The organism is Roseibium sp., from assembly GCF_039982295.1.
Lineage (GTDB): Bacteria > Pseudomonadota > Alphaproteobacteria > Rhizobiales > Stappiaceae > Roseibium.
On record NZ_JBDWYP010000049.1, the window covers coordinates 1 to 23,545 of the forward strand.

General features: G+C 57.1%; 19 protein-coding genes. 1 reads left to right on the forward strand and 18 read right to left on the reverse strand.

The window, feature by feature from the left end:
* Positions 1 to 33: 33 nt before the first annotated feature.
* The 9 genes from bamA to rpsB all read right to left on the reverse strand — a co-directional run bounded on the left by bamA (position 34) and on the right by rpsB (position 10,140).
* Entirely contained in the window at positions 34 to 2,409 is a 2,376-nt protein-coding gene (gene bamA / locus ABJZ52_RS09590) for an outer membrane protein assembly factor BamA (protein ID WP_348191306.1), read from the reverse strand.
* A gap of 188 nt (positions 2,410 to 2,597) precedes the next feature.
* A complete protein-coding gene (gene rseP, locus ABJZ52_RS09595) occupies positions 2,598 to 3,734 on the reverse strand; it encodes an RIP metalloprotease RseP (protein ID WP_348191303.1) in 1,137 nt (378 codons plus the stop codon).
* A gap of 121 nt (positions 3,735 to 3,855) precedes the next feature.
* A complete protein-coding gene (gene dxr / locus ABJZ52_RS09600; protein WP_348191300.1) occupies positions 3,856 to 5,016 on the reverse strand; it encodes a 1-deoxy-D-xylulose-5-phosphate reductoisomerase in 1,161 nt (386 codons plus the stop codon).
* A 94-nt stretch (positions 5,017 to 5,110) separates the two neighbouring features.
* The gene (locus ABJZ52_RS09605; protein ID WP_348191297.1) at positions 5,111 to 5,923 is read right to left on the reverse strand and encodes a phosphatidate cytidylyltransferase; all 813 of its coding nucleotides are present in this window, start codon (positions 5,921 to 5,923) and stop codon (positions 5,111 to 5,113) included.
* A 39-nt stretch (positions 5,924 to 5,962) separates the two neighbouring features.
* Positions 5,963 to 6,700: an isoprenyl transferase gene (locus ABJZ52_RS09610; RefSeq protein ID WP_348191353.1), complete on the reverse strand. Its 738-nt coding sequence runs from the start codon at positions 6,698 to 6,700 to the stop codon at positions 5,963 to 5,965.
* 94 nt (positions 6,701 to 6,794) lie between these two features.
* The gene (gene frr, locus ABJZ52_RS09615; protein ID WP_348191294.1) at positions 6,795 to 7,358 is read right to left on the reverse strand and encodes a ribosome recycling factor; all 564 of its coding nucleotides are present in this window, start codon (positions 7,356 to 7,358) and stop codon (positions 6,795 to 6,797) included.
* Positions 7,359 to 7,469: 111 nt separating this feature from the next.
* Complete coding sequence (gene pyrH, locus ABJZ52_RS09620; protein ID WP_348191292.1) at positions 7,470 to 8,189, reverse strand: UMP kinase; 720 nt, start codon at positions 8,187 to 8,189, stop codon at positions 7,470 to 7,472.
* A 69-nt stretch (positions 8,190 to 8,258) separates the two neighbouring features.
* Entirely contained in the window at positions 8,259 to 9,182 is a 924-nt protein-coding gene (gene tsf / locus ABJZ52_RS09625) for a translation elongation factor Ts (protein WP_348191289.1), read from the reverse strand.
* Between the two features lie 139 nt (positions 9,183 to 9,321).
* A complete protein-coding gene (gene rpsB, locus ABJZ52_RS09630; protein WP_348191286.1) occupies positions 9,322 to 10,140 on the reverse strand; it encodes a 30S ribosomal protein S2 in 819 nt (272 codons plus the stop codon).
* Between the two features lie 332 nt (positions 10,141 to 10,472).
* On the opposite strand from rpsB, the gene ABJZ52_RS09635 reads away from it, so the two are divergent.
* Positions 10,473 to 10,877 (forward strand): VOC family protein, encoded by a 405-nt coding sequence (locus tag ABJZ52_RS09635; RefSeq protein WP_348191283.1) that lies wholly within the window; start codon positions 10,473 to 10,475, stop codon positions 10,875 to 10,877.
* Positions 10,878 to 10,901: 24 nt separating this feature from the next.
* Here the strand turns inward: ABJZ52_RS09635 and dnaE are convergent, their stop codons facing one another.
* The 9 genes from dnaE to nuoN all read right to left on the reverse strand — a co-directional run bounded on the left by dnaE (position 10,902) and on the right by nuoN (position 23,531).
* Positions 10,902 to 14,417, reverse strand: a complete 3,516-nt coding sequence (dnaE, locus tag ABJZ52_RS09640; RefSeq protein WP_348191280.1) for a DNA polymerase III subunit alpha — start codon at positions 14,415 to 14,417, stop codon at positions 10,902 to 10,904.
* Between the two features lie 511 nt (positions 14,418 to 14,928).
* Positions 14,929 to 15,642 carry an ABC transporter ATP-binding protein gene (locus ABJZ52_RS09645; RefSeq protein WP_348191351.1) on the reverse strand — a complete coding sequence of 238 codons (714 nt, stop codon included), beginning with the start codon at positions 15,640 to 15,642 and terminating at the stop codon, positions 14,929 to 14,931.
* A gap of 20 nt (positions 15,643 to 15,662) precedes the next feature.
* Positions 15,663 to 16,970, reverse strand: coding sequence for a lipoprotein-releasing ABC transporter permease subunit (locus ABJZ52_RS09650; RefSeq protein WP_348191277.1), 1,308 nt, complete (start codon positions 16,968 to 16,970; stop codon positions 15,663 to 15,665).
* A 59-nt stretch (positions 16,971 to 17,029) separates the two neighbouring features.
* Positions 17,030 to 18,361: a proline--tRNA ligase gene (gene proS / locus ABJZ52_RS09655; RefSeq protein WP_348191275.1), complete on the reverse strand. Its 1,332-nt coding sequence runs from the start codon at positions 18,359 to 18,361 to the stop codon at positions 17,030 to 17,032.
* Between the two features lie 499 nt (positions 18,362 to 18,860).
* Positions 18,861 to 19,133 carry a DUF1467 family protein gene (locus tag ABJZ52_RS09660; RefSeq protein ID WP_348191272.1) on the reverse strand — a complete coding sequence of 91 codons (273 nt, stop codon included), beginning with the start codon at positions 19,131 to 19,133 and terminating at the stop codon, positions 18,861 to 18,863.
* 5 nt (positions 19,134 to 19,138) lie between these two features.
* The gene (gene mce, locus ABJZ52_RS09665) at positions 19,139 to 19,543 is read right to left on the reverse strand and encodes a methylmalonyl-CoA epimerase (RefSeq protein ID WP_348191269.1); all 405 of its coding nucleotides are present in this window, start codon (positions 19,541 to 19,543) and stop codon (positions 19,139 to 19,141) included.
* Between the two features lie 57 nt (positions 19,544 to 19,600).
* The gene (locus tag ABJZ52_RS09670; protein ID WP_348191266.1) at positions 19,601 to 21,268 is read right to left on the reverse strand and encodes a ribonuclease J; all 1,668 of its coding nucleotides are present in this window, start codon (positions 21,266 to 21,268) and stop codon (positions 19,601 to 19,603) included.
* Positions 21,269 to 21,282: 14 nt separating this feature from the next.
* Positions 21,283 to 22,053 (reverse strand): biotin--[acetyl-CoA-carboxylase] ligase, encoded by a 771-nt coding sequence (locus tag ABJZ52_RS09675; RefSeq protein ID WP_348191263.1) that lies wholly within the window; start codon positions 22,051 to 22,053, stop codon positions 21,283 to 21,285.
* 44 nt (positions 22,054 to 22,097) lie between these two features.
* Complete coding sequence (gene nuoN, locus ABJZ52_RS09680) at positions 22,098 to 23,531, reverse strand: NADH-quinone oxidoreductase subunit NuoN (protein WP_348191348.1); 1,434 nt, start codon at positions 23,529 to 23,531, stop codon at positions 22,098 to 22,100.
* Between the last annotated feature and the right edge of the window lie 14 nt (positions 23,532 to 23,545).

Consider the following 23,545-nt stretch of genomic DNA (forward strand, 5'->3'; position numbering starts at 1 on the left):
CGGCGGCCGTCTTATCTCACAAATTTTCACGCCTTAGAAACGAGTGCCACCGCTCAAACGGAAGAGCTGCGTCTTGTCGGCATCATCCTTGACAACAGGCCAGGCGAAATCTGCACGCAGAGGACCGAAAGGTGAGTTCCAACGAATACCGGCACCAACCGAGGCACGTAGTTCGAAGTCATTCGAGACAACGCCGTTTGACCCGACCGCGTTGATAAGGTCGCTATCAGCGTCCCAAAGCGAGCCAGCGTCTGCGAAAACAGCACCACTCAGTCCAAATTCGTCAGGAATTGCAGGGAACGGGAAGGTCGTCTCCACAGTCGCCGCGACATACATGGTGCCACCGATGGCATCTTCCGTAGTCGCATCGCGCGGACCAATACCCTGGTTTTCAAAGCCGCGGATGATATTGCCACCAACCATGAACTGCTCGGAAACGCGGAGGCGCTCATCGCCGATCGCCGTAATGTGGCCACCCTTGATGCTCGCTTTACCAACAACACCGTAGTCAGCAAGGATTTCCTTGTAAGCACGAGCTTCAGCAGTGGTCTTGATGTAGTAGGAGTCGCCACCGAGACCAGCGAACTCCTGACCAAAGGACGCATAGATACCGTCGGTTGGGTTCAGGTTGTTGTTCAGCGTGCTGTGAACAAGGGTGTAGCCGGCCAAGGACGTCAGATACGTCCCAAGGGAGTCACAGATCGCAGGAGAAAGATCGGAGTTGTTGGAACAATCGGAAAGTCCCGTCGCCAAGTTGTCCGGATCTGAAATTTCTGACTGGAAGATCTTGTAGTAAAGACGAAGTGTCAGTTCTTCCTCGCGAAGCGGAAGAGAGAACCCAAAGCCGCCACCGATCTTATCTTCGTCATAGGACCGGTAGTCGTTTGCATCAGTGACCTTCTTGTACACATCGAGGTCAAGCGCGATACGACGCCCCATAAAGAAGGGTTCGACGAAGGCGAACTCGTAAGACTGTGTATCTGTACCACCGCCAACGGCGACTTTTACGAACTGCCCCCGACCGAGGAAGTTTTTCTCGGTGATCGAGATATCGCCAACAATACCATCTGTTGTCGAGTAGCCAACACCGAAGGAGACTTCACCAGTCGGCTTCTCGTCGACCTGAACATTGATCACAACACGATCCGCCGCGGAGCCCTGAGCCGTCGTAATGCTCACACGCTCGAAGAAACCTAGATTGTTGAGACGGCGTTCAGCCTTGTCGACGAGCGCACGGTTGAAAGCATCACCCTCAGCGAGATCAAACTCACGGCGAATGACGTATTCACGTGTTCGGTCGTTGCCGATAATGTTGATACGCTCAACATAAGCCCGCGGGCCTTCCTCGATGTAGTAGGTCAGAGAGATCGTCTTGTTTTCGTAGTCACGCGAACCACGAGGACGAACCTGGGCAAATGCGTAACCGTTCTCAGCCACCTTGACCGTAATGTCTTCCACGCTCTGCTCGACGCGAAGCGAATTGAAGGTCTGTCCAGCGCGAGTTCTCACCTGAGAGCGCAGGGCTTCCGGGTCGACTTCTGCGAGCGACGAGACCACCTCAACATCGCTGATGGTGTACTCTTCGCCCTCATCGACCGTAAAGGTCACGTGAAAGACGTTCTGCTCGCGATCGAGATCAGCCGAGGCCGAAACGATACGGAAGTCAGCGTAGCCTTTTTTGAAATAGTACTGACGCAGCAGCTCCTGGTCAGCGGACAGGCGATCAGGATCGTATGTATCTGTGCTGCGCAGCCAGCTCAGAAGACCGCTCTCACGGGTTCTGATCACATCACGCAGGCGACCATCACTGAATGAAGAATTGCCGATAAAGGTGATCCGCTCGACGCCAGTCTTGTCGCCTTCATTGATTTCAAAGACCAGATCGACACGATTGTTACTGCGATCAATGATCTTGGGGTCAACGGAAGCGCCGTAGCGACCGGAACGGCGATAGGCTTCAAGGATGTTCTGAACGTCCGTCTGAACCTTGGCACTCGTCAGCATCGACCTTTCAGTCGAGCGCACAGCGGTCTTGAGCGCATCATCCTTGAGCTTCTTGTTTCCTTCGAAGGAAACGCGATTGATGATCGGGTTCTCGGTGATTGTCACAACGACAGTTCCGCCCTGGGGCGAAATTTTCACGTCGGCAAAAAGGCCTGTCGCAAAAAGCGCCTTCAGCGACTCATCAACGTCCGCGGCGCTGTAGGAGCGGCCAGGCTGGATCGTCATGTAGCTGAGGACGGTCTCCTCCTCGATACGCGTGTTTCCGCGAACCACAACACTCCGGGCGACAGCAGCTTCTGCCGTCACAGAGGAAAACGGACCAAAGGTCTCGGGAAGAATCGCGCCCGTAGAAAATACGGCGGCCGCTAGAACAACGGCGCGAGTGAGTTTCTGCAATCGCTGCATTAGTGCGCTATGCCTTTATGTTTTTAAATCCAATGCGCCAAAGCGCAGAGGTAACCCCAGATTCTCAGCAACTGAAATGGTTTTACAGTCTTTTACCGAATGTGCAACCGGGCTCATGGCCGAAAATCGATTTCAATTGAAGGCGTTGCGAGGATGCCACGCCCCAATTCCCCACGCTAATTCATTGTTTAAAGCTTCGTCAGATGCATGACATCGTTCCAGGTCGCAAAGACCATCAACAGAAGAACGATACCGATGCCAATACGAAACCCCATATCCTGGACACCCTCGCTCAAAGGCTTTCCTCGGACAGCTTCGGCAAAATAATAGACCAGATGTCCGCCATCGAGCATCGGGATGGGCATCAGATTCAAAAGTCCGATGGAGATCGACAGGACCGCCGCAAGGCTCAGCAAGGGAATTATGCCCTGTGTGGCGACCTGTCCGGAAACCTGCGCGACCCGAATCGGTCCACCGAGCTGATCAGCCGCTTCCCGGCCGGAAAGAACGCCCCACAGATAATCGAGTGTCCGCCCGGCGATATAGATTGTTTCATGCGTTCCCTCAGCAACGGCCTCCAAGGGGCCATAAGTCTGCTGAATGAGATCCTCCGGCTTGGGACTGCGTGAAACTCCCAAAAGACCAAGACGTTGAACATTCCCGAAACGGTCGGTCAATTCCCGGTATTGCGGCGTAACAGTAAGCGTGACGACGCTCGTACCGCGCTCAACCTCAAGCAATAGAGGAACATCCGCGCTTACAGAAACAATCCGCTGCAGATCGGAGAACGTGGCGATCTCACGCCCGTCGACCGACAGGATCAGATCTTCGGCCTGCAGCCCGCCAACCTCTGCTGCACTGTCCGGCTGAACGGTTTCAACGACGGGAGAGGTAACGATCTTGCCGAAGGTCATGAAGATCGATGCAAAGATGACAACCGCCAGGATGAAATTTGCAATCGGACCAGCGGCAACCACTGCGGCGCGCTGCCAGACCGGCTTGGCGACGAACGCCCCTGCCCGTTCGGAGTCACTCATCGCTGCAACGCGCTCGCGATCAGGAACGCTCGCTGCATTTTCGTCTCCGGCGAACTTCACATAGCCACCGAGCGGGATCATCGAGAGTTTCCAGCGCGTTCCCTTGCTGTCGTTCCAGCCAAAGATCTCACGCCCGAAACCGACCGAAAATGCATCGACATTGACGCCACACCAGCGTGCAACGAGGAAGTGCCCGAGCTCATGGAAGAAAACCACGATGGTCAAAACGAAGAGGAACGGCACGATATAGCCGATCAGGAGGTCGTAAGCCGACGAAATCAATTCCATTATGAGGTCCCGTTTCAGGCTCGTTTGATCCTGTATTCTTACAGGATATACGCTGTGCAATTAAGGCAGGTTAAAGGACAACACCGATTTTTGAAGCCCTGTCCGATTTCGACCCTATTGGTTAGCGAGATGCAACCCATCTCTTGCAGGCGTCCCGCGCTTCTTCGTCGACGGCCAGAACGTCCTCAACTCCTTCAAGGGCCCTCCCCCCGTGAGAAGCATCCAGCCTTTCAAGCGACGCTTCGACCGCGGATGGAATATCCATGAAACCGATCCGCCGGTTCAAAAAGGCGGCAACGGCCACCTCGTCCGCTGCATTCAGGATGGTCGTCGCGCCGCCGCCGCGCCTCATTGCCTGTAGCGAAAGTGCGAGTGACGGGAATCGGTCAAGGTCCGGTGCCTCGAATGACAGCTCGCCAATCCGCGCAAGGTCCAGCCTCTCCACGGGAACATCCATGCGGTGTGGCCAGGCCAGACAATGTGCGATTGGCGTGCGCATGTCCGGCGACCCCAGCTGCGCTAGCAATGAGCCATCCCGATATTGCACCAGACCATGAACAACGGATTGCGGATGCACGAGCACGTCCAGCTGATCCTGAGCCAGGGGAAAGAGGTGAAAGGCTTCGATCACCTCAAAACCCTTGTTCATCATCGTGGCACTGTCGATCGTAATGCGGCTTCCCATGTCCCAATTCGGGTGCCTGAGAGCCTGCTCCGGCGTGACACCAACCATCGCAGCTTTCGACGCCATCCGAAATGGCCCGCCCGACGCAGTCAGAATCACTTTCTCAACCTGATCCGCATTCTCTTGCTCGAAAACCTGGAAAATAGCGCTGTGTTCACTGTCGACGGGAAGAACAGTCGTTTCGCTACGTCGCGCCTCTGACATGAAAAGATCACCAGCGGAAACGAGGCACTCCTTGTTGGCAAGAGCGACAGCTCGGCTGGACTTCATTGCCCGCAGCGTAGGTCGCAGACCCGCGGCTCCAACGATGGCAGCCACGACCATGTCCACGGGACGGTCCACGGCCTCGAGAACAGCGTCCTCTCCTGCAGCGCAATCAATACCGCTTCCGGCCAATGCATCGGCCAGCGCCGCGCTCTTGTCGGATCTGGCAAGAACCGCGCAATCAGCCCCCACCTTTCGGGCCAACTCCGCCAGACCTGCAACATCCGAGTTGGCCACGAGGGAGACGACGTCAAAGCGGTCGGGATTGCGCGCCACGATATCAAGCGTGCTGCGACCGACGGATCCCGTCGCGCCCAGAACGCTCAGCCGCATCCGTCTGCCCGAAGCCCCATGGGGCCATCTCTCAGAGTTTGCAGACATATCCACCTTGTTTGCTTTCTGGTTTAGCGACGATATCGGAGCGGAGTTAGCTCAGATCCAAACCCAAAATCGGGTTGACCGGGTCACCGCCGAAGACAAGTCCAAGGGCAGCGGCCATGATCGCGGCCGCCACAAGACCGTCAACACGGTCCATGATGCCGCCATGTCCAGGTATCAGGCGGCTGGAATCCTTGACATCAAAGCGCCTCTTGATTGCGGATTCCAAGAGATCCCCTGCCTGGGAGACAATGGAAAGAACAACCGCGAGCCCACCCCAGCGCAAAAGATCCACTTGTCCGACTGCAGCGACGAATCCAACGCCAAATAGAACAGCGAAAGACAGTCCACCGAGCGCTCCCGACCAGGTCTTGTTCGGCGAAACACGTCTCCATAGCTTCGGTCCACCGAGAAAACGGCCAACGAAGTAGGCGCAGATGTCCGTGGCCCAAACAACGATCAACAGGAAGAAAACGAAAACGAGGCCGATATCGCCCAGGCGAGAGGCCATGAGGGACAGCAAGGCCAGCCCCGAATAAATGATACCTTCGGCGCCCCACCGCGCAGGTTGGCTCAGGCCACCAACCAAATAGACAGCAAGTGCTCCGCCGCCGACAAAAACAATCGCAAGGATTGGATAGCTCAAGGCGTAAGAAGCGCACGCTGCGCATAGCGCCGTGTATCCAATCGCCGCGGAAGCGCTTTTGTCGGATGTGCCGGTGATCGAAAACCACTCATGCTGGAACAGAACCGCAGCCACAAGAACAAGCGCAAAAAACCAAAGACCACCAACATAGGCAAGTGCCAGCACCGCAGGCCCGAGTATCGCAGCGGAGATAATCCTCAGCTTGAGATCAGACATCCGGGATCCGCCGTCAGGCTTTTGAAGAGGCTCAGACATTCAGAGCGCTTTGGCGCTGAGCCCGCCAAAACGGCGCTCACGGCTGCTGTAATCGGCGAGCGCCTTGTCAAAGGCCACTTCATCAAAGTCTGGCCAATGACACTCACAGAAATAGAATTCCGAATACGCCGCCTGCCACATGAGGAAGTTGGAAAGCCGCATTTCACCGCTGGTTCGAATGATCAGATCAGGATCTGGCATGCCGGAAGTATCAAGGCGGTCGCCAATAAGCTCTGGCGTCACCGCGTCAGGCTCAATAACACCAGTTTCCACGTCCCGCGCAATCGACCGGACAGCTCGCGTAATTTCATCGCGCGCGCCATAATTGAACGCAACGACCAGAGTCATCCCCGAGTTTGTTCGCGTCAGCTGCTCGGCGTCAACAAGCAGTTGGCGAATGCCGGGCTCGAGCCCTTCACGGTCGCCAATCACCCGTATCCGAACATTGGCCTGGTGAATTTCCGAAAGGTCTCTCTGAACAAAACGGCGCAGAAGTGACATGAGAAAGCTCACTTCCGTCTCAGGCCTATTCCAGTTTTCAGAGGAAAAGCTGTAGATCGTCACATATTCAAGGCCGATCCGAACCGCGTGGCGGATCATTCGGCGCAAGGAATCTAGGCCATGACGGTGGCCATCTGAACGGGAGAGACCGCGCGCCTGGGCCCATCGGCCATTGCCATCCATGATCAGACCGACATGACGCACCGGTGCGGCCTTGCCATCTGGCAAGGGAAACATGCTGTCGGCCGGATCCGGATTTGCAGTCATAAAGTCCCCCCGAGTGGCTGGGTCTAGAATACCTTTCCCGACCTGGCCAGATTGATTGTTCAGCTTAGACTTGGGAGATTTCCTGCTCTTTCTTTTCAAGCATCGTATCTGCTTCCGCGATCATGCTGTCGGTCAGCTTTTGAATCTCGTCGGATGCGACACGGCCATCATCCTGGCTGATATCACCATCTTTCTCGAGTTTCTTCGCCGTGTCCATGCCGTCGCGGCGGACGTGGCGGATCGAGACCTTGGCCTGCTCGGCATATTTGTGAGCAATCTTGATCAATTCCTGACGGCGTTCCTGGTTCAGTTCCGGGATCGGCAAGCGCAACAGCTGGCCATCCACGACAGGATTGAGACCAAGGTTGGATTCGCGGATCGCTTTCTCGACAGCAGCAACCATGCCCTTGTCCCACACTTGAACGGCAAGCATGCGTGGCTCTGGAACGCTGACGGTCGCGACTTGGCTGATCGGCATCGCCTGGCCATAGGCGCTCACCATGATCGGGTCCATCATGCTGGATGAGGCACGGCCGGTCCGCAGGCCGGCAAACTCTGTCTTGAGCACCGACAACGCGCCCTGCATCCGGCGCTTGAGATCGTCCTGGTCTATACCTTCTACCGGCATAACTTCCTCACTTAATTCTTGCTTTGTTGGCTTACTGTGTCTCGGCCGCGGCAAAGATCGCACACTTGCATCGAAACACAAGGCCCTGTGCCGCGGATATTGGCAAAAGAATCAATCGCCAACAACAGTATACCGGCCGCTCTCCTGAAGAACGTTCACAAGCGAACCGGGACTGTGAATGGAAAAGACAATGACGGGGATCGAATTGTCACGCGCAAGTGCAATCGCGGTGGTGTCCATGACCTTCAGATTACGCTGGATCACCTCTTCGTAACCGAGTGTCTCATAGCGCTCGGCATCCGGATTGGTCTTGGGGTCGTCGGAATAGACACCATCCACCTGAGTACCCTTCAAAAAGGCATCGCAGCGCATCTCTGCGGCACGCAGAGCAGCGCCCGAATCCGTTGTGAAGAAGGGATTTCCCGTTCCACCGGCAAAGACGATGACGTCGCCGTCTTCCATATACCGTTCAGCCACACGTTGGCTGAATGTCTCGCAGATCGAGGGAACCGAAACCGCTGAAAGAACACGGGCCTGGACCTTGAGCCGGCGAAGGGCATCAGCGATCGTCAGGGAGTTCATGATCGTCGCAAGCATGCCCATGTGGTCGCCAGTGACGCGGTTGCCGCCTTTGGCTGCCACAGCAACCCCGCGGAAGATGTTTCCGCCGCCAACCACGATGCCCACCTGCGCACCAAGCGCAACCGCGTCTGCGATCTCCTTTGCAATTCTCTCGACAATCGCCGGATCGATCCCAAATGGCTGGGATCCCATCAGCGCCTCACCGGAGAGTTTCAAGAGCACTCGCTTCCAACGCAGGGGCTTGTTCATATCGTGGCCTTCTCTTTGTGGGTCCTTCTAAAAAAAAGGCGCCGGTCGTAACCGGCGCCCTTGGGAAGCTTACTGCCCGGTGGCCGCGGCCACCTCTGCAGCAAAATCTTGCTCTTCTTTCTCGATACCCTCGCCAAGGGCGAAGCGGACAAAGCCTGTGAGCTTGACCTCTGTGCCGAGCTCCTTGCCAAGAGCTTCAACAGCCTGTTCAACCGTCTTGTCCGGGTCGATGACGAAGGACTGTTTGACCAGTGTCACTTCCTCATAGAACTTGCGGATGCGGCCTTCGACCATCTTTTCGATGATGTTGTCCGGCTTGCCGGATTCGCGAGCCTGCTCAACGAACACCGAGCGCTCACGGTCAACAACAGCCGGGTCGAGATCATCAGTGCTGAGAGCGAGCGGGCTCGTCGCAGCAATATGCATCGCGATCTGACGGCCAAGACCGTTCAGTTTTTCCTTGTCTCCGGAAGATTCCAGAGCAACCAGAACGCCGATCTTTCCAAGACCTTCAGTGACTGCGCCGTGAACATAAGTCGCGACAACACCCTCGGACACGGACAGAACTGCCGTGCGGCGGAGGGTCATGTTCTCACCGATCGTCGCGATAGCATCTGTGATGCTGTCTTTGACGTTCTTTTCAGAACCCGGGTAGCCGGCGTCAGAAACGGCTTCGAGGTCGCCATCGGTGCCAACGGCAACCTTTGCAACATTCTTCACCAGTTCCTGGAAGCCTTCGTTACGTGCAACAAAGTCGGTCTCTGAGTTCAGCTCAATGACTGCAGCCTTGCTGCCTTCAGCAGCAACACCGACAAGACCTTCGGCAGCAACGCGGCCGGCCTTCTTGGCGGCCTTGGCAAGGCCCTTGGTGCGCAGCCAATCAACAGCTGCTTCCATGTCGCCACCCGATTCTTTCAGGGCGGTCTTGCAGTCCATCATGCCAGCGCCGGATTTTTCGCGGAGCTCTTTGACCATCGCAGCGGTAATGCTCATCGATTGCCTCGTGGATGGGGGTTATTGATAGATACGGTTTAGCCGACTGGCACCGTACCTGTATGACGAAAGCGCAACAAAAGGCGCCAACATCTGCGAATTTAACAAGAACCTGCCGCGTCGCCGCGGCAGGAAAAAATCAAGCTTCTGCAGCAGCTTCCGTTGCAGGAGCGGCTTCAGCAGCTACTTCTTCAGCAGCAGCTTCAGCAAGAGCTTCTTCAACCGGAGCTTCTTCACCAGCACCAACGTCCATGCCCGAAGCACCCTGTGCACGGGAGATGCCGTCGATGGCGGAGCGGGCAATCAGGTCGCAGTAAAGCGCAATTGCACGACCAGCATCGTCGTTGCCCGGCACCGGATAGGTGATGCCTTCCGGATTGGAGTTGCTGTCGAGAATCGCGGCGACCGGGATACCCAGACGGCGTGCTTCCTGAATGGCGATGGATTCACGGTTCGTATCGATCACGAAGATCAGGTCCGGAATGCCGCCCATGTCCTTGATACCGCCAAGGTTCCGCTCGAGCTTTTCGCGCTCGCGGTCCATGAACAGACGCTCTTTCTTGGTCAGAGCGTTTGCTGCATCAGAATTGAGAGTCTCTTCGAGCTTGCGAAGACGCTGGATCGACTGGGAGATGGTCTTCCAGTTGGTCAGCATGCCGCCGAGCCAGCGAGCGTTGACGAAGTACTGCGCAGAGTTGCGCGCGCTTGAAGCAACAGCTTCCTGCGCCTGACGCTTGGTGCCAACGAGCAGAACGCGGCCACCGCCTGCGACAGTGTCGCTAACAGCTTTCAGCGCTTGGTGCATAAGCGGAACGGTCTGAGCCAGATCGATGATGTGCACATCGTTGCGTACACCAAAGATGTACTGACCCATACGCGGGTTCCAACGATGCTTCTGGTGACCAAAGTGAACACCAGCTTCGAGAAGCTGACGCATGTTGATATCGGGCAAAGCCATGGCCCTGAACTCCTGAGTTTTCCGGTTTGACCTCCGCAAGAGGATTTGGACGCTGGACAAGTCCAGATCGTCACCGGATGGAAGGCCGATAAGCTCGGTTTCCGCCCCTTGCGTGTGGAATGCGCGCCTTATAAGCGGCAGTTTCTATAAATTCAAGACCTTTTGCCTAGAAAACATGCGTGTTTTCAAAGCGTCCCAAGATCTTGGGACGACCACCTTCATGAAGGCGGCAAACAACGCAAGTTCGGCGTGTCCCGCCCTTCCGGTTGCCAAGCACCCGTTTCAATTGCATCTTCCACTCAATAGCAGCCATCGGCGGAACAGGAGTATGCATGCCAGGTACAATCGGGATCAACCACTTGGGACTCACTGTCCTTGATCTAGACCAGACCACGACGTTCTTTACCGACTGCCTGGGCTGGACCCTGCTAAACCGCGATGAGAGCTACCCGCGCACGACAGTAACTGACGGCGCCTGCCGTTTCACGCTCTGGCAAGCAGACCGGAATTCTTCGAAAACGCCATTCGACCGCAGGTCCAACATTGGCCTGCACCATGTCGCCCTCGAAGTGGAGAGCCAAGCGGCTCTTATGGCCATGGCCGAAAAAGTCTCCAGCTGGCCAGGTGTCGTCATCGAGTTTCAGCCCGAACCACTGTCGAGCGGGCCACGCATGCACATGATGTTCGCCGAGCCCGGCGGCATCCGCCTCGAAATCATCTGGCCTGCGGCGTCTTAAGCGCCTGAAGCCAGACGATCTGAGTCAGGCCATCTGAACATCCGTCACCCCGGGTACGGCCTTGAGCGCTCCGGCAATTTCCGGTGAGAGACGGAACCGGCCTGGCAGCTTCACCTCCACTTCGCGCGCACCGTTTTCCAACAGAACAACCACCGTCACATCCCCCTCGCCGCGCACATTGAGATGGCGCACGAGGCTTTGGATCGGACGGTCGTCGCGCAAAAACACGCGCATGCTCTTTTGGACGCGCGCCGCCACCTTCTCGATCGGGTCGACTTGTTCGATCCGGATCGAAGGCTCGTCATCGCGCATGTCCGCGCCAACCAGAATCACCATGGAGCGCCCCGGCTCCAAGGCATCACGGAACTGCTCGAGCTTTTCCTTGAAGAGAAGCCCCTCGAATTGCCCCGTGCCATCGGAAAAGCGGACGATGCCCATCTTGTTTCCGGTCTTGGTCTTGCGTTCCTGCTTGGAAATGACCGTACCGGCAAGCCGCCCTGCTGAAGCGCCCTTCTTCACGGCTTCGGCAAATTTCGCCCAAGGCTGAACCCGCATTTTCTCGAGCAACTCGTCATATTCATCAAGCGGGTGCGCCGAGAGATAGAAGCCAATGGCCGCATGCTCACGCTGCAAACGCACGTCCGGCGTCCAGCCCGCAACATCGGGAAGTTGCAAGGGCTCTTCGCTGTCGCTACCACCAAACAGCTCATCCTGCCCGAGTGTCTTGTTCTCTTCGGTTCGCTGAGCCAGCCCCATGATCCTGTCGAGCCCCTCCAGAACGCGGGCCCTGTTGGGCTCCAGCTCATCAAATGCACCTGCCGCCAGAAGGTTTTCCAGAGTGCGTTTGTTCAGCTGCTTTGGCGAAATCCTGCGGGCAAAATCGCCCAAGCTCTTGAACGCCCCCTGGCTGCGCACCTCAACGATATGTTCGACCGCCTGTTCGCCGACCCCCTTGATCGCACCCATGGCATAGACGACCTTCCCGTCCTGCACATCGAATTCGACCATGGACCGGTTGATCGAGGGCGGAACGATCTCAATGCCCATCCGACGGGCTTCCTGCCGGAAGTCGCCAAGCTTTTCGGTGTTGCCCATATCAAGCGTCATGGACGCGGCCATGAATTCCACCGGGTGGTTCGCCTTCAACCAGGCTGTATGATAGGAGACCAGCGCATAGGCTGCCGCGTGGGATTTGTTGAAGCCGTAGTTCGCGAATTTTGCCACAAGGTCGAAGATCGATCCGGCTTGCGCCTTGTTCACACCGCGCTCAACGGCACCGTCGACAAAGCGCGCGCGCTGGACTTCCATCTCCGCGGCAATCTTCTTACCCATGGCCCGGCGCAGAAGATCCGCCTCGCCGAGGGAATAGCCAGACAGAACCTGCGCGATCTGCATCACCTGTTCCTGGTAGACGATGATGCCGTTGGTCTCCATCAGGATCGGCTCGAGCAAGGGATGGAGGCAATCCGGCTCCTGCTCGCCATGCTTCACCGCATTGTAGACGGGAATGTTCTCCATGGGACCGGGGCGATAGAGCGCCACCAGCGCAATGATGTCTTCGAAACGGTCCGGCTTCATGCCCGAAACCGCACGCCGCATGCCCTGACTTTCCAGCTGGAAGACACCGAATGTCTCGCCTCGGGTCAACATTTCGTAGCTCGGCGCATCATCAATCGGCAGCGCGGCCACATCGACCTTGATGCCCCGCCGCTCGATCAACTTTACAGCCGTATCAATCACCGTCAGTGTCTTCAGACCAAGAAAGTCGAACTTCACCAGGCCGGCATCTTCGACCATCTTCATGTTGAACTGCGCAACAGGCATGTCCGAGCGCGGATCGCGATAAAGCGGCACAAGCTTTTCAAGCGGCCGATCACCGATGACAACGCCGGCGGCATGGGTCGAAGCATGGCGATAAAGCCCCTCGAGCTTCTGCGCCATGGTCAGCAGCTTGTCGACGATCTCTTCCTCACGGGCCGCCTCACGCAGCCTCGGCTCATCTTCGATCGCCTGGGCCAAAGTCACCGGGTTTGCCGGATTGGCCGGTACCAGCTTGCAGAGCCTGTCCACCTGGCCATAGGGCATCTGCAACACGCGCCCCACGTCGCGCAGCACCGCACGTGCCTGCAGGGACCCGAATGTGATGATCTGGGCCACCTGCTGACGGCCATATTTTTCCTGAACATAGCGGATAACCTCTTCCCGCCGGCTCTGACAGAAGTCGATGTCAAAGTCGGGCATCGATACACGTTCCGGATTGAGGAACCGTTCGAACAGCAGGGAGAACCGCATGGGGTCGAGATCGGTGATGGTCAAAGACCAGGCGACCAGTGACCCTGCACCAGAGCCACGGCCGGGACCAACCGGAATATCCTGAGCCTTGCCCCATTTGATGAAGTCGGCAACGATCAGAAAGTAGCCGGGAAACTTCATCCGCTCGATGATGCCCAGCTCATAGTCGAGCCGCTCCCAGTAGTCCTTTTCCTCCAGCCCGGGTGCCAAACCATGGGCATCGAGCCGCGCCTGCAAGCCCTCACGTGCCTGCCGCTTGAGCTCCTCCGCCTCGACACGGACCGCTTCTTCGGGATCTGCATCCGCGCCGGCAAATCTCGGAAGAATGGGATCACGGCGCAAAGGTCGGTAGTGACAGCGTTGTGCAATCTCGACCGTAGACGCCACCGCTTCCGGCAAATCCGAGAACAGTTCCTGCATTTCCGCTCGGGACTTGAAATAGTGCTCCGGCGTCAGCCGGCGGCGATCATCCTCAATAATGACACGCCCCTCGGAGATACAGATCAGCGCATCGTGAGCTTCATAGTCCTCCCTTGCGGGGAAAAACGCCTCATTGGTCGCAACCAGCGGCAGACCAAGGTCATAGGCAAGCTCCAGAAAATCACTTTCAGTGCGCCGCTCCGGCTCCATGCCATGGCGCTGGATCTCGACGTAGCACCTGCCGGGGAACTGATCAGACAGCCATGTCAGCCGTGTCCGTGCATCATCCTTCCGTCCGGCGAGCAGAGCCTGTCCTACCGGGCCATGCACACCGCCTGTCAGCAGGATGAGACCACCTGACTTTTCCGCGAGGTAGTCCGAGGTCACATGGGGCTTCAATCCCGTGTCCGTATCGAGAAACGCGCGGGAGCTAAGCTCCATCAGGTTCTCGTATCCCTCCTCCGAGCAGGCCAGGACGACAATATCGGACAGATTGAGATCGCCCTGCAGGTCCACGCCCCCGGACGTACCGCCAAAGGCAACCGATAGCTGGCAACCGATGATGGGCTGGATCCCCGCCCCCCAGGCTTTGGCGGAAAATTCCTGGGCGCCAAAAAGATTGCCCGTGTCCGTGATGGCGAGAGCCGGCTGATCATCCGATTTCGCCAGATCAAGCAGCTTCTTGATCGGCAGAGCACCTTCCAGCAGGGAAAGTGCGGAATGCACCCTCAGATGGACATAACCAACGCGCTCGGCAGCGGCCTCAGCCGGACCACTCGCCCCGGCAAGACCGCCGCTTTGATCGGAAGAAGGAATTTCGCTGGACATGGCGCACCAAACACGGCGGGAAGCACACCGCCTCCCTCATCTGCAAGAATCACCGTCAAGTGAACCGTGTTGTGTCGTTCCTGTCGACCCGCCGCAGCCATCTGCAGACGAGTCTTCACCGTTGTACACTGCAGGCCACTCGCCCGCGCTGCCGAGCGCTCAACGTTTAGCCCGTAAAACATCAAGCCAAGTGTCAGTTGATCGCCATGAGCACGTCACCCCAGACGACCAATGTCGCACAGAAGGCAACCATAGAACCGAATGCAGCAAAATCGCGAGCCATGTGGAACATCTTGTTTCTCCAACACGAGTTAAAGTTTCACTCTGGGAGAAATTATGTTCACTTCATGTTCTCATTGCAAGCCCTTTTTGTTCTCACTGTAGAAAATTCGCCAACCGCACTGAAATCTCACCTGTTTTTGGTTTGTTCTCACAGCGAAATGACGGCCTTGCCTGCCGCTGGAACACCCGTTCGCGGTAAACTGGGCGAATTGAACGTCAGCGCTGGGGCCTAGAGGGCCAGTGGGATGATGTGCCCGTCTTTGAGAGTCACGCAGCGATCCATACGGCCGGCGATCTCCATGTTATGGGTCGCGAAGAGCGTCGCAACGCCCGAAGCCCGTACCAGGGCCTGGAGAGCTTCAAAAACGTAGTGCGCCGTCTCCGGGTCGAGATTGCCGGTCGGCTCGTCCAGAAGCAGAACCCGCGGCGCATTGGCAACTGCTCTGGCAACTGCCACGCGCTGCTGCTCACCACCCGACAGTTCCGATGGCCTGTGACTGCTGCGTGGCCCCATACGCATGTAGTCGAGCAGCTCCTGCGCTCGCACAGCAGCTTCGTTCTTAGCAAGCCCGGCAATCATCTGCGGCATCATGATGTTCTCAAGGGCAGTGAACTCGGGCAACAAATGATGAAACTGGTAGACAAAGCCAACGTCGTTGCGACGGATCGCTGTGCGTGCCTCATCATCGAGTTCAGCGCAATTGACCCCACCGACATAGACGTCACCACTATCCGGATGCTCCAGCAGGCCCGCGATATGAAGCAGCGTCGACTTGCCCGTCCCGGACGGCGCGACGAGAGCAACCATTTCTCCCGGTTGGATCGCAAAATTCACGCCGCGCAGGATATGCAGTTCCCGGTCGCCTTCGGAGAAACTGCGTGTGACATCCACGAGCGCAAGCGCCGTGCTTGCAAGAGCTGTCTCTACCGCGCTCTGTTCCATGGTCGCACCCCGCTCGGTCATCATTCGTACCTCAGGGCTTCAACAGGATCGAGCCGTGCCGCCCGCCAGGCCGGATAGAGCGTTGCAAGCAGCGACAGCACAAGAGCCATCACCAACACGGTAATGGTTTCACCGCTGTCGATTTCAGCCGGAAGCCGCGACAGGAAATAAAGCGTCGGATCAAACAGCTCCGTCGACGTGAGCCAGGACACGCCCTGTCGTATGCTTTCGATGTTCAGACAGACGACCAGACCGAGGGCAAATCCGGCAAGCGTCCCGACAAAGCCGATGCTTGCGCCGGTGATCAGGAACACCCGCATGATCGCGCCGCGCGTCGCCCCCATGGTGCGGAGGATAGCAATGTCGCGTCCCTTGTCCTTCACCAGCATGATCAAACCGGAAATGATGTTGAGCGCCGCGACCAGGACAATCAGCGTGAGGATGATGAACATCACGTTCCGCTCGACCTCGAGCGCGGAGAAGAAAGTTACATTCCTTTGACGCCAGTCGGTCACAAAGGTCGGGCGTTCGGCGCCCTCCTCCACCAGAGACCGCATACCGCCGACGAGATCCGGGTCGGTGACATAGACTTCGACGCCGGTTGCCTTTCCGTCCATGCGGAAGAATCCTTGCGCTTCGACAATGGGCATGAAGACGAAGGTGCCATCGTATTCACTCATGCCGATTTCAAAGATGGCTGCGACCGGATACCCCTTCACCCTCGGCGTCACCCCCATCGGCGTGACATTGCCGCGCGGCGAGATGATCGTGACATTGTCGCCAAGGCTGACCCCCAGTTCCTGGGCCATACGGGTTCCAAGGGCGATCCCCTTGCCGGCATCGAAATCATCGAGGGAGCCGGCACGAATATTCTCGGCAACAAGCGGAATGCGACGGACATCTGCTTCCCAAAGCCCGCGCACCAGTCCACCAAGATTGCCCGCCGGGCCAGATACGAGCGCCTGCCCCTCAACGAAGGGAATCGCACTCACAACACCGGGAATCGTCTCCAGACGCCCTGCGACAGCATCGTAGTCGGTCAGAGGCATGTCGATCGGCTGCACCAGCATATGACCGTTGATGCCAAGAATCTTGCTCAGCAACTCGGATCGGAAGCCGTTCATCACCGCCATCACAATGATCAATGTGGCCACGCCGAGCATGATGCCCGCGAAAGAAAATCCGGCAATCACCGAAATGAATGTCTCGCGCCGCCGGGACCGCAGGTAGCGCCCCGCGATCATCCACTCGAACGGCGCAAAGGGACGTGTCCCGCCTGCGCCGCTGCTGGCTTCCGTTTCAGACTCTGTGCTCGTGTGCGCCGTCATGGGCCATCCACCTGCTGTCCGCCCCCGCGAATCCTAACGGGGAGGATCGGCGAGCTGCCTCAAACCGTCAATGCCGCGGTCAGCTTGTTGAACGTGGCTTCTGGGGACAGCATCTCTTTTTCACCGCTGCGGCGGTCTTTGACCTCAAAGAGACCGTCTTTCAGACCACGAGGACCGCCAACGACCTGGAATGGCAGTCCGATCAAGTCCATGCTTGCGAACTTGGCTCCCGCACGCTGATCCGTGTCGTCATAGAGGACCTCGATGCCGGCCGCTTCCAGCTTCGCATAGAGATCTTCGCACGCGCCATCAGTCAGATCGTCACCTGGCTTCAGGTTGACGACACCCACATGGAACGGGGCAACGGATGCCGGCCAGATGATGCCGTCGTCATCGTGGCTTGCCTCGATGATTGCACCGAGAAGACGCGACACGCCGACACCGTAGGACCCCATATGGACCGGTACATCCTTGCCGTCCGGTCCGGTAACTTTCGCGCCCATAGGCTCGGAGTATTTGGTGCCGAAATAGAACGTCTGGCCGACCTCGATACCGCGGGCGGAAATTCGCTTGTCTTCGGGAACGCTCGCCTCGAACTCAGCCATGTCCACGACATCCTCAGTCGCAGCGTAGTTTGAGGTCCAATCAGCAACAATCGGACTGAGGTCACTTTCGAAATCAACATCCTCGCCCGGGATCTCCTTGGCAAGGAAATCGGCATGACAGAAAACCGCGCTCTCTCCAGTCTCGGCAAGAACGATAAACTCGTGGCTGAGATCTCCGCCGATGGGGCCCGTCTCGGCGCGCATTGGAATGGCTGTCAGGCCCATGCGCCGATAGGTCCGCAAATAGGCGACGAACATGCGGTTGTAGGACTCAACGGCCTTTTCCTGGTACAGATCGAAGGAATAGGCATCCTTCATCAGGAACTCACGCCCGCGCATCACACCGAACCTGGGACGCACCTCATCGCGGAACTTCCACTGAATGTGGTAAAGGTTCAGCGGCAGGTCCTTATAGGAACGAACAGAAGACCGGAAGATATCGGTGATCATCTCCTCATTCGTCGGACCATACAGCATGTCGCGATCGTGCCGGTCGGTAATGCGCAGCATTTCCTTGCCGTAGGCATCATACCGACCACTTTCGCGCCACAGGTCCGCAGACTGGATCGTCGGCATCAGCAACTGTACCGCCCCTGCCCGTGCCTGCTCCTCCTCCACGATCCGTTCGATCTTGCGCAGCACCCGAAGGCCAAGCGGTAGCCAGGAATAGATCCCGGCAGATTGCTGACGGATCATGCCGGCGCGCAGCATCAGCCGGTGCGATACGATTTCCGCCTCCTTGGGGGTTTCCTTCAAAATGGGCAGGAAAAAGCGGGATAGGCGCATGGATTCTCTCTTGATATGGGCGAAGGCCGTTGTGAAGCGCAGTGAAACCGCAAGGCAGCTTGAAAGACAAGTCCTGACTTTCGCATTGGCAAAGAAATATGCATCCCACTATTTGCGGGCTTATCCCTTCAGGAATTTCGCTCGAAAGGTAAATGAAGCCAAAGCGAAGATGATACTTTCTTACGCAAGCAAAAAATGTATGCGTATGCGCACAAATAGGTGACAACCCAAATTCTATCGTCTATTGTCTTGAAACATAAGAAAAAGGGTCGTTGTGAAAACAACTTACGATCTAACAGGCATCGCGGTCTGAGTCTTGGGAGGAAGATCCCCTCCGGCGCATCTTTATGGTTCGCAGCCGACCCGTCGAAATCGCAAGATTAGACGAGGCACGAGGGGTGTTAGACGCGGAACTCACAGCAAAGCAGGGCGAAAGCCCTGCTTTTTTTTCGTTCTAAAGCTTCAGTTGCTCCCAAAGCAGGCTGCAACAAGCATCCCCTCAGCGCATGGAGGGGGGCGTCAGAAAAGAAATATCCGCCAGCGTGACACCAGAGCTCCGAAGCCAGAAATAGCCGGCAAAGATGGACGTGGCGACCAGCGTCGTCAGCATGATCACCCGCAAAAAGCGCGGCCGTTCAGGCGCACTTGGTTCAGATCCAGGCAGAACTTCTCCAGCCTCCTCCTGGCTACGGTGAATCCCGAAAGGCAAAATGGCGAAAAGAACGATCCACCAGATCATGAAGTAGACAGCAACGGCGAACACAACGCTCATGAGGTCTAGGCCTCCTCCAGCTCGGTCAAGGTCCCCAGAAAGTCTTTGGGATGAAGGAACAAGACAGGTTTTCCATGCGCACCGATTTTCGGTTCGCCATCTCCGAGAACGCGAGCCCCGTCAGCGACCAGTTTGTCACGCGCCGCCAGGATATCATCGACCTCGTAGCAGACATGATGAATGCCACCAGACGAATTCTTCTCCAGAAACTTGTTGATCGGAGAGTTTTCTCCCAGCGGTTCCAACAACTCGATCTTGGTGTTCGGGAGATTGATAAAGACGGTGCTGACCCCATGATCGGGCTGTGCAACCTTGTCAGATACGCTCGCGCCGAGCGTATCGCGGTAGACCGCCGTCGCTGCCTCGATATCAGAGACTGCAATCGCTACATGGTTCAAACGTCCAATCATCCTAACCTCCCATCGGGCTGCGCCCACACTGAGTGGCGGACGCGCCCATTGTTTTCGTCATAGCCGGGTGACGAGCACCTGACAAAGCGTCTTTTTGCCCCAGACCTCGAGCACCGCAGCACGCGCAGCACGCCGGGCCGCCTCGCCGATCAGATCCTTGTCCTTGCGTCGGGCCTTGGGAATGCTGGTCACAGCCCCGACGACCGCCTTTGTGACGATGTCCTCCATCGGTTCGCCGTCGTCATCCGTGTCCGGAAGTCCCATCAGTGACATCTGCGGGTCATCCAGAAGGTCGCCTTGCCGATTGACGACAAGAGAAAGTACAAGCGCGCCAGCATAGGACAACTTGCGTCTTTCCTTGACGCCGGTCACCTCGGGATCGTCCAGGATAGACCCATCCTTGACCATGATGCCGAAAGGTGCCTCATCAATGATGGCCGCCCTACCCGCATTCAGCCTTATGACGTCTCCATTCTTGCCACGAATGACCTCTGGCACCTTCATTGACCGCGCGAACTCCGCGTGCGCGGCAAGATGCAACGGCTCACCGTGAACAGGAACCACGACTTTGGGCTTGAGCAATTTGTAGAGTTCTTCAAGTTCGCCGCGGCGCGGATGGCCGGAAACATGAACCATGGCGTCCTTGTCGGTGATGATATGAACATCAAGATCCGCAAGATGGTTCTGAACTTCGCCGACAGCCTTTTCATTGCCCGGGATCGTTCGCGACGAGAAGATCACGGTATCGCCCTTGGAAAGGGCAATGTTGCGATGATCGCCACTTGCGATGCGCGCCAGAGCCGCCCTCGCCTCGCCCTGGGATCCTGTGCAAAGAAGAACGGTCTTCTCACGCGGCAGGTATCCATAGGCCTCTTCGTCATGAAAGGCCGGCAAGCCGTCCAGATATCCCAGATCGCCAGCGACGGCGATCACCCGACGCATGGATCGGCCGACAACAACAACGTCGCGCTCACAGGCAGCCGCAGCTTCTGCGATTGCCCGGATCCGGGCCACATTAGACGCAAAGGTGGTGATCGCGATCCGGTGTTTGGCGGTCTTAATCACCTTCTTCAGCTCGCTTGCGACGTCCCCCTCGCTGGGGCTTACCCCATCACGGATCGCATTGGTGCTGTCACAGACAAGAGCAGTGATACCCTCGTCGCCCAATTCACGAAGCCGCTTCATGTCGATCGGCAAGCCGACACCTGGCGTGTGATCAATCTTCCAGTCGCCCGTATGAACGAACAGACCTGCATCTGTGCGGATCGCAAGCGCACAGGGCTCTGGGATCGAATGGGTCATGGTGACGAATTCGACGTTAAAGGGACCAATGTCGATCCGGTCACCCTGGTTGACGACCGTAACCGGAACCTTTTCGGCCCCGGGCTCGCTCTCCGTCTTGGCCTCAAGCAACGCCGCGGTGAAGGGCGTCAGATAGACCGGCACCTTGAGGAAAGGCCACAGGTGAACGATTGCGCCATAGTGATCTTCATGCGCGTGGGTGATGACCATGCCGACGATGTTGTCGGCTTCTTCTTCGAGAAACTTGATGTCCGGGAAAACAAGGTCGATCCCCGGCAACTCCGGACCTGCAAAGGAAACCCCGCAGTCAACCATGAGCCAGGACCGATTGTCCTCCGGCCCCACGCCGTAGAGCGCGAGGTTCATTCCAATTTCACCAACCCCACCAAGCGGCAGAAAAACCATGTCGTTGGCAGATGCCATTTAATTCTCCAAACTTAAAACTTCGGGATGTCGGGCGAGCCCTCAGGCTGCAAGCCCTCCAGAAAGACATCACCAGCGAAAATGGTCTCCCGTTGACCATTCTCAAGGCCAAGAACAAGATGGCCCCGGTTGTCGAGATCAAGAAAGATGCCGGCCATCTCGCGATCGCCGTTGCGCACCCTAATCGTTCTTCCAAGGTGAACAGCGCGGGCCAACCAGGCCTTCCGGACGTCCTTGAAGCCGCCCGCGCGCCGCCAGACTGAAAGCCAGTGATCCAGGCTCAGAGCCAGCGCATTGAACAATTGATCTGCAGAGATCCTGTGTCCGAGGGCTGCAAGATCGACGGTCGGATAGAGCCCATGTTCAGGGTGAGCAACACAGTTCACACCAAACCCGAGCACCAACGCCGTTCTGCCTCTGGAAACCGATTCCGCCTCAAGCAGAATACCAGAAAGCTTTGCACCATCGACAAGTAGATCATTCGGCCATTTCAAACCCACCATCTGGTGTGTTCCGGCACATTTGTCAATCGCATCAGCCAAAGCAACCGCAGCCACAAGTGGTACTTCGCCAAGTCGCTCCCTCGGTCCAGGGTCGAGCAACAGATGACTGGCGAAGAGATTGCCACGGGGCGAGACCCAGTCACGCCCACGGCGTCCACGGCCATCTGACTGCTCCTCAGCCAAAATCCACAAACCACCCGGATCACCCGAGCGCGCCCTTTCGAACGCAAGGTTATTGGTGGAACCAACAGTGCCATGCCGTTCAACGCGCAAACCCGGCACCTTCGGCGCCGGGTTTGCGAACTCGGTGTTTCGATCGGAGGTGGTCAGAAGAGCGCCCCTGCTGCAGAACTCGCTGCCTGAACAATCGGACCAGGCTTGAGCGCAAAGAAGATTACGAACAGCCCGGAAAGACCCAGCACAAAACGAAGCTCCATCGGCATCACTTCAAAAGCCTCCGCAGGCTCGTCGAAGAACATGACCTTGATGATACGCAGATAGTAATAGGCACCGACAACCGACATCACGACACCGATGACAGCGAGCGGATAGAGGCCTGCTTCGACCGCGGCCGAAAAGACGAACCACTTGGCAAAGAAACCGACGAAAGGCGGAATTCCGGCCAGGGACCACATCAGAACGGCCAATAGAATGGCCATCGGCAGATTGGTCCGCGAAAGACCTGACAGCTCGCTGATCTCCTCAACCATGCCATCCTTGCGGCGCATGGAAAGAATGCAGGCAAACACACCAAGCGTCATGGCAAGATAGGCTGCCATATAGATGATCACGCCTTCGACGCCAATCTGCGTGCCAGCGGCAAGGCCGACCAGTGCATAGCCCATGTGACCAATCGACGAATAGGCCATCAGGCGCTTGATGTTTGTCTGCCCGATCGCAGCGAAGGCACCCAGTGCCATGGACGCAATCGCGACAAAGACAATCACCTGCTGCCAGTCTGAGGTGACGGGCTGGAAGCCGTCAATCACGATACGGATTAGCATGCCCATCGCAGCCACCTTGGGGGCAGCCGCCAGGAAGGCCGTCACAGGCGTCGGAGCACCTTCATAAACGTCCGGTGTCCACATGTGGAACGGCACTGCCGAAATCTTGAAGGCAATACCGGCCAAGACAAACGTCAAACCGATCACGAGACCGATGGACGCTCCTTCATGGGCGAGAACTTCAGCGATTTCCGGAAAGCCGATCTGACCGGAGAAGCCGTAGACCAGAGACATGCCATAGAGCAGCATGCCTGAAGAAAGCGACCCGAGAACAAAGTACTTGAGGCCGGCCTCCGTGGAGCGAACCGATTCCCGATTGATGGCCGCGACGACATACAAGGCAAGACTTTGAAGTTCCAGGCCGAGATACAGCGCAATCATGTCGTTGGCAGACAGCATCAGCAGCATGCCGAGCGTCGCCAGAACAATCAGCACCGGATATTCGAACTTGTCAAAGGCCTGGCTCTTGGCAAAGGCCCATGACATGGCGATCGCAAAGAAAGAACCCGTCAAAACCAGGATTTTCATGAAGTAAGCGAAGTCATCAAGAACAAAGGATCCGCCGAACGTCTCGCCGAAACGCGATCCAAAAGGCAATACAAACAGCGCGGTCGCCGCGATCAGGCCCATGGACATCCCATTGACCAGGAAGCTGATCCGCTGGCCGCCGAAAACACCGATCATCAGGAGCACCATGGCTCCGATGGCCAGGAAGATTTCCGGCAGCACCGGCATGAGATCAGGCAATTGTGTCATGTCAGACATTGGCT

What these genes read in the sequence shown, in the direction of transcription:
- bamA (WP_348191306.1), bottom strand. Translation starts at nt 2,409, where the DNA reads ATGCAGCGATTGCAGAAACTCACTCGCGCCGTTGTTCTAGCGGCCGCC.
- rseP (WP_348191303.1), bottom strand. Translation starts at nt 3,734, where the DNA reads ATGGAATTGATTTCGTCGGCTTACGACCTCCTGATCGGCTATATCGTG.
- dxr (WP_348191300.1), bottom strand. Translation starts at nt 5,016, where the DNA reads ATGCGGCTGAGCGTTCTGGGCGCGACGGGATCCGTCGGTCGCAGCACG.
- ABJZ52_RS09605 (WP_348191297.1), bottom strand. Translation starts at nt 5,923, where the DNA reads ATGTCTGATCTCAAGCTGAGGATTATCTCCGCTGCGATACTCGGGCCT.
- ABJZ52_RS09610 (WP_348191353.1), bottom strand. Translation starts at nt 6,700, where the DNA reads ATGTTTCCCTTGCCAGATGGCAAGGCCGCACCGGTGCGTCATGTCGGT.
- frr (WP_348191294.1), bottom strand. Translation starts at nt 7,358, where the DNA reads ATGCCGGTAGAAGGTATAGACCAGGACGATCTCAAGCGCCGGATGCAG.
- pyrH (WP_348191292.1), bottom strand. Translation starts at nt 8,189, where the DNA reads ATGAACAAGCCCCTGCGTTGGAAGCGAGTGCTCTTGAAACTCTCCGGT.
- tsf (WP_348191289.1), bottom strand. Translation starts at nt 9,182, where the DNA reads ATGAGCATTACCGCTGCGATGGTCAAAGAGCTCCGCGAAAAATCCGGC.
- rpsB (WP_348191286.1), bottom strand. Translation starts at nt 10,140, where the DNA reads ATGGCTTTGCCCGATATCAACATGCGTCAGCTTCTCGAAGCTGGTGTT.
- ABJZ52_RS09635 (WP_348191283.1), top strand. Translation starts at nt 10,473, where the DNA reads ATGCCAGGTACAATCGGGATCAACCACTTGGGACTCACTGTCCTTGAT.
- dnaE (WP_348191280.1), bottom strand. Translation starts at nt 14,417, where the DNA reads ATGTCCAGCGAAATTCCTTCTTCCGATCAAAGCGGCGGTCTTGCCGGG.
- ABJZ52_RS09645 (WP_348191351.1), bottom strand. Translation starts at nt 15,642, where the DNA reads ATGGAACAGAGCGCGGTAGAGACAGCTCTTGCAAGCACGGCGCTTGCG.
- ABJZ52_RS09650 (WP_348191277.1), bottom strand. Translation starts at nt 16,970, where the DNA reads ATGACGGCGCACACGAGCACAGAGTCTGAAACGGAAGCCAGCAGCGGC.
- proS (WP_348191275.1), bottom strand. Translation starts at nt 18,361, where the DNA reads ATGCGCCTATCCCGCTTTTTCCTGCCCATTTTGAAGGAAACCCCCAAG.
- ABJZ52_RS09660 (WP_348191272.1), bottom strand. Translation starts at nt 19,133, where the DNA reads ATGAGCGTTGTGTTCGCCGTTGCTGTCTACTTCATGATCTGGTGGATC.
- mce (WP_348191269.1), bottom strand. Translation starts at nt 19,543, where the DNA reads ATGATTGGACGTTTGAACCATGTAGCGATTGCAGTCTCTGATATCGAG.
- ABJZ52_RS09670 (WP_348191266.1), bottom strand. Translation starts at nt 21,268, where the DNA reads ATGGCATCTGCCAACGACATGGTTTTTCTGCCGCTTGGTGGGGTTGGT.
- nuoN (WP_348191348.1), bottom strand. Translation starts at nt 23,531, where the DNA reads ATGACACAATTGCCTGATCTCATGCCGGTGCTGCCGGAAATCTTCCTG.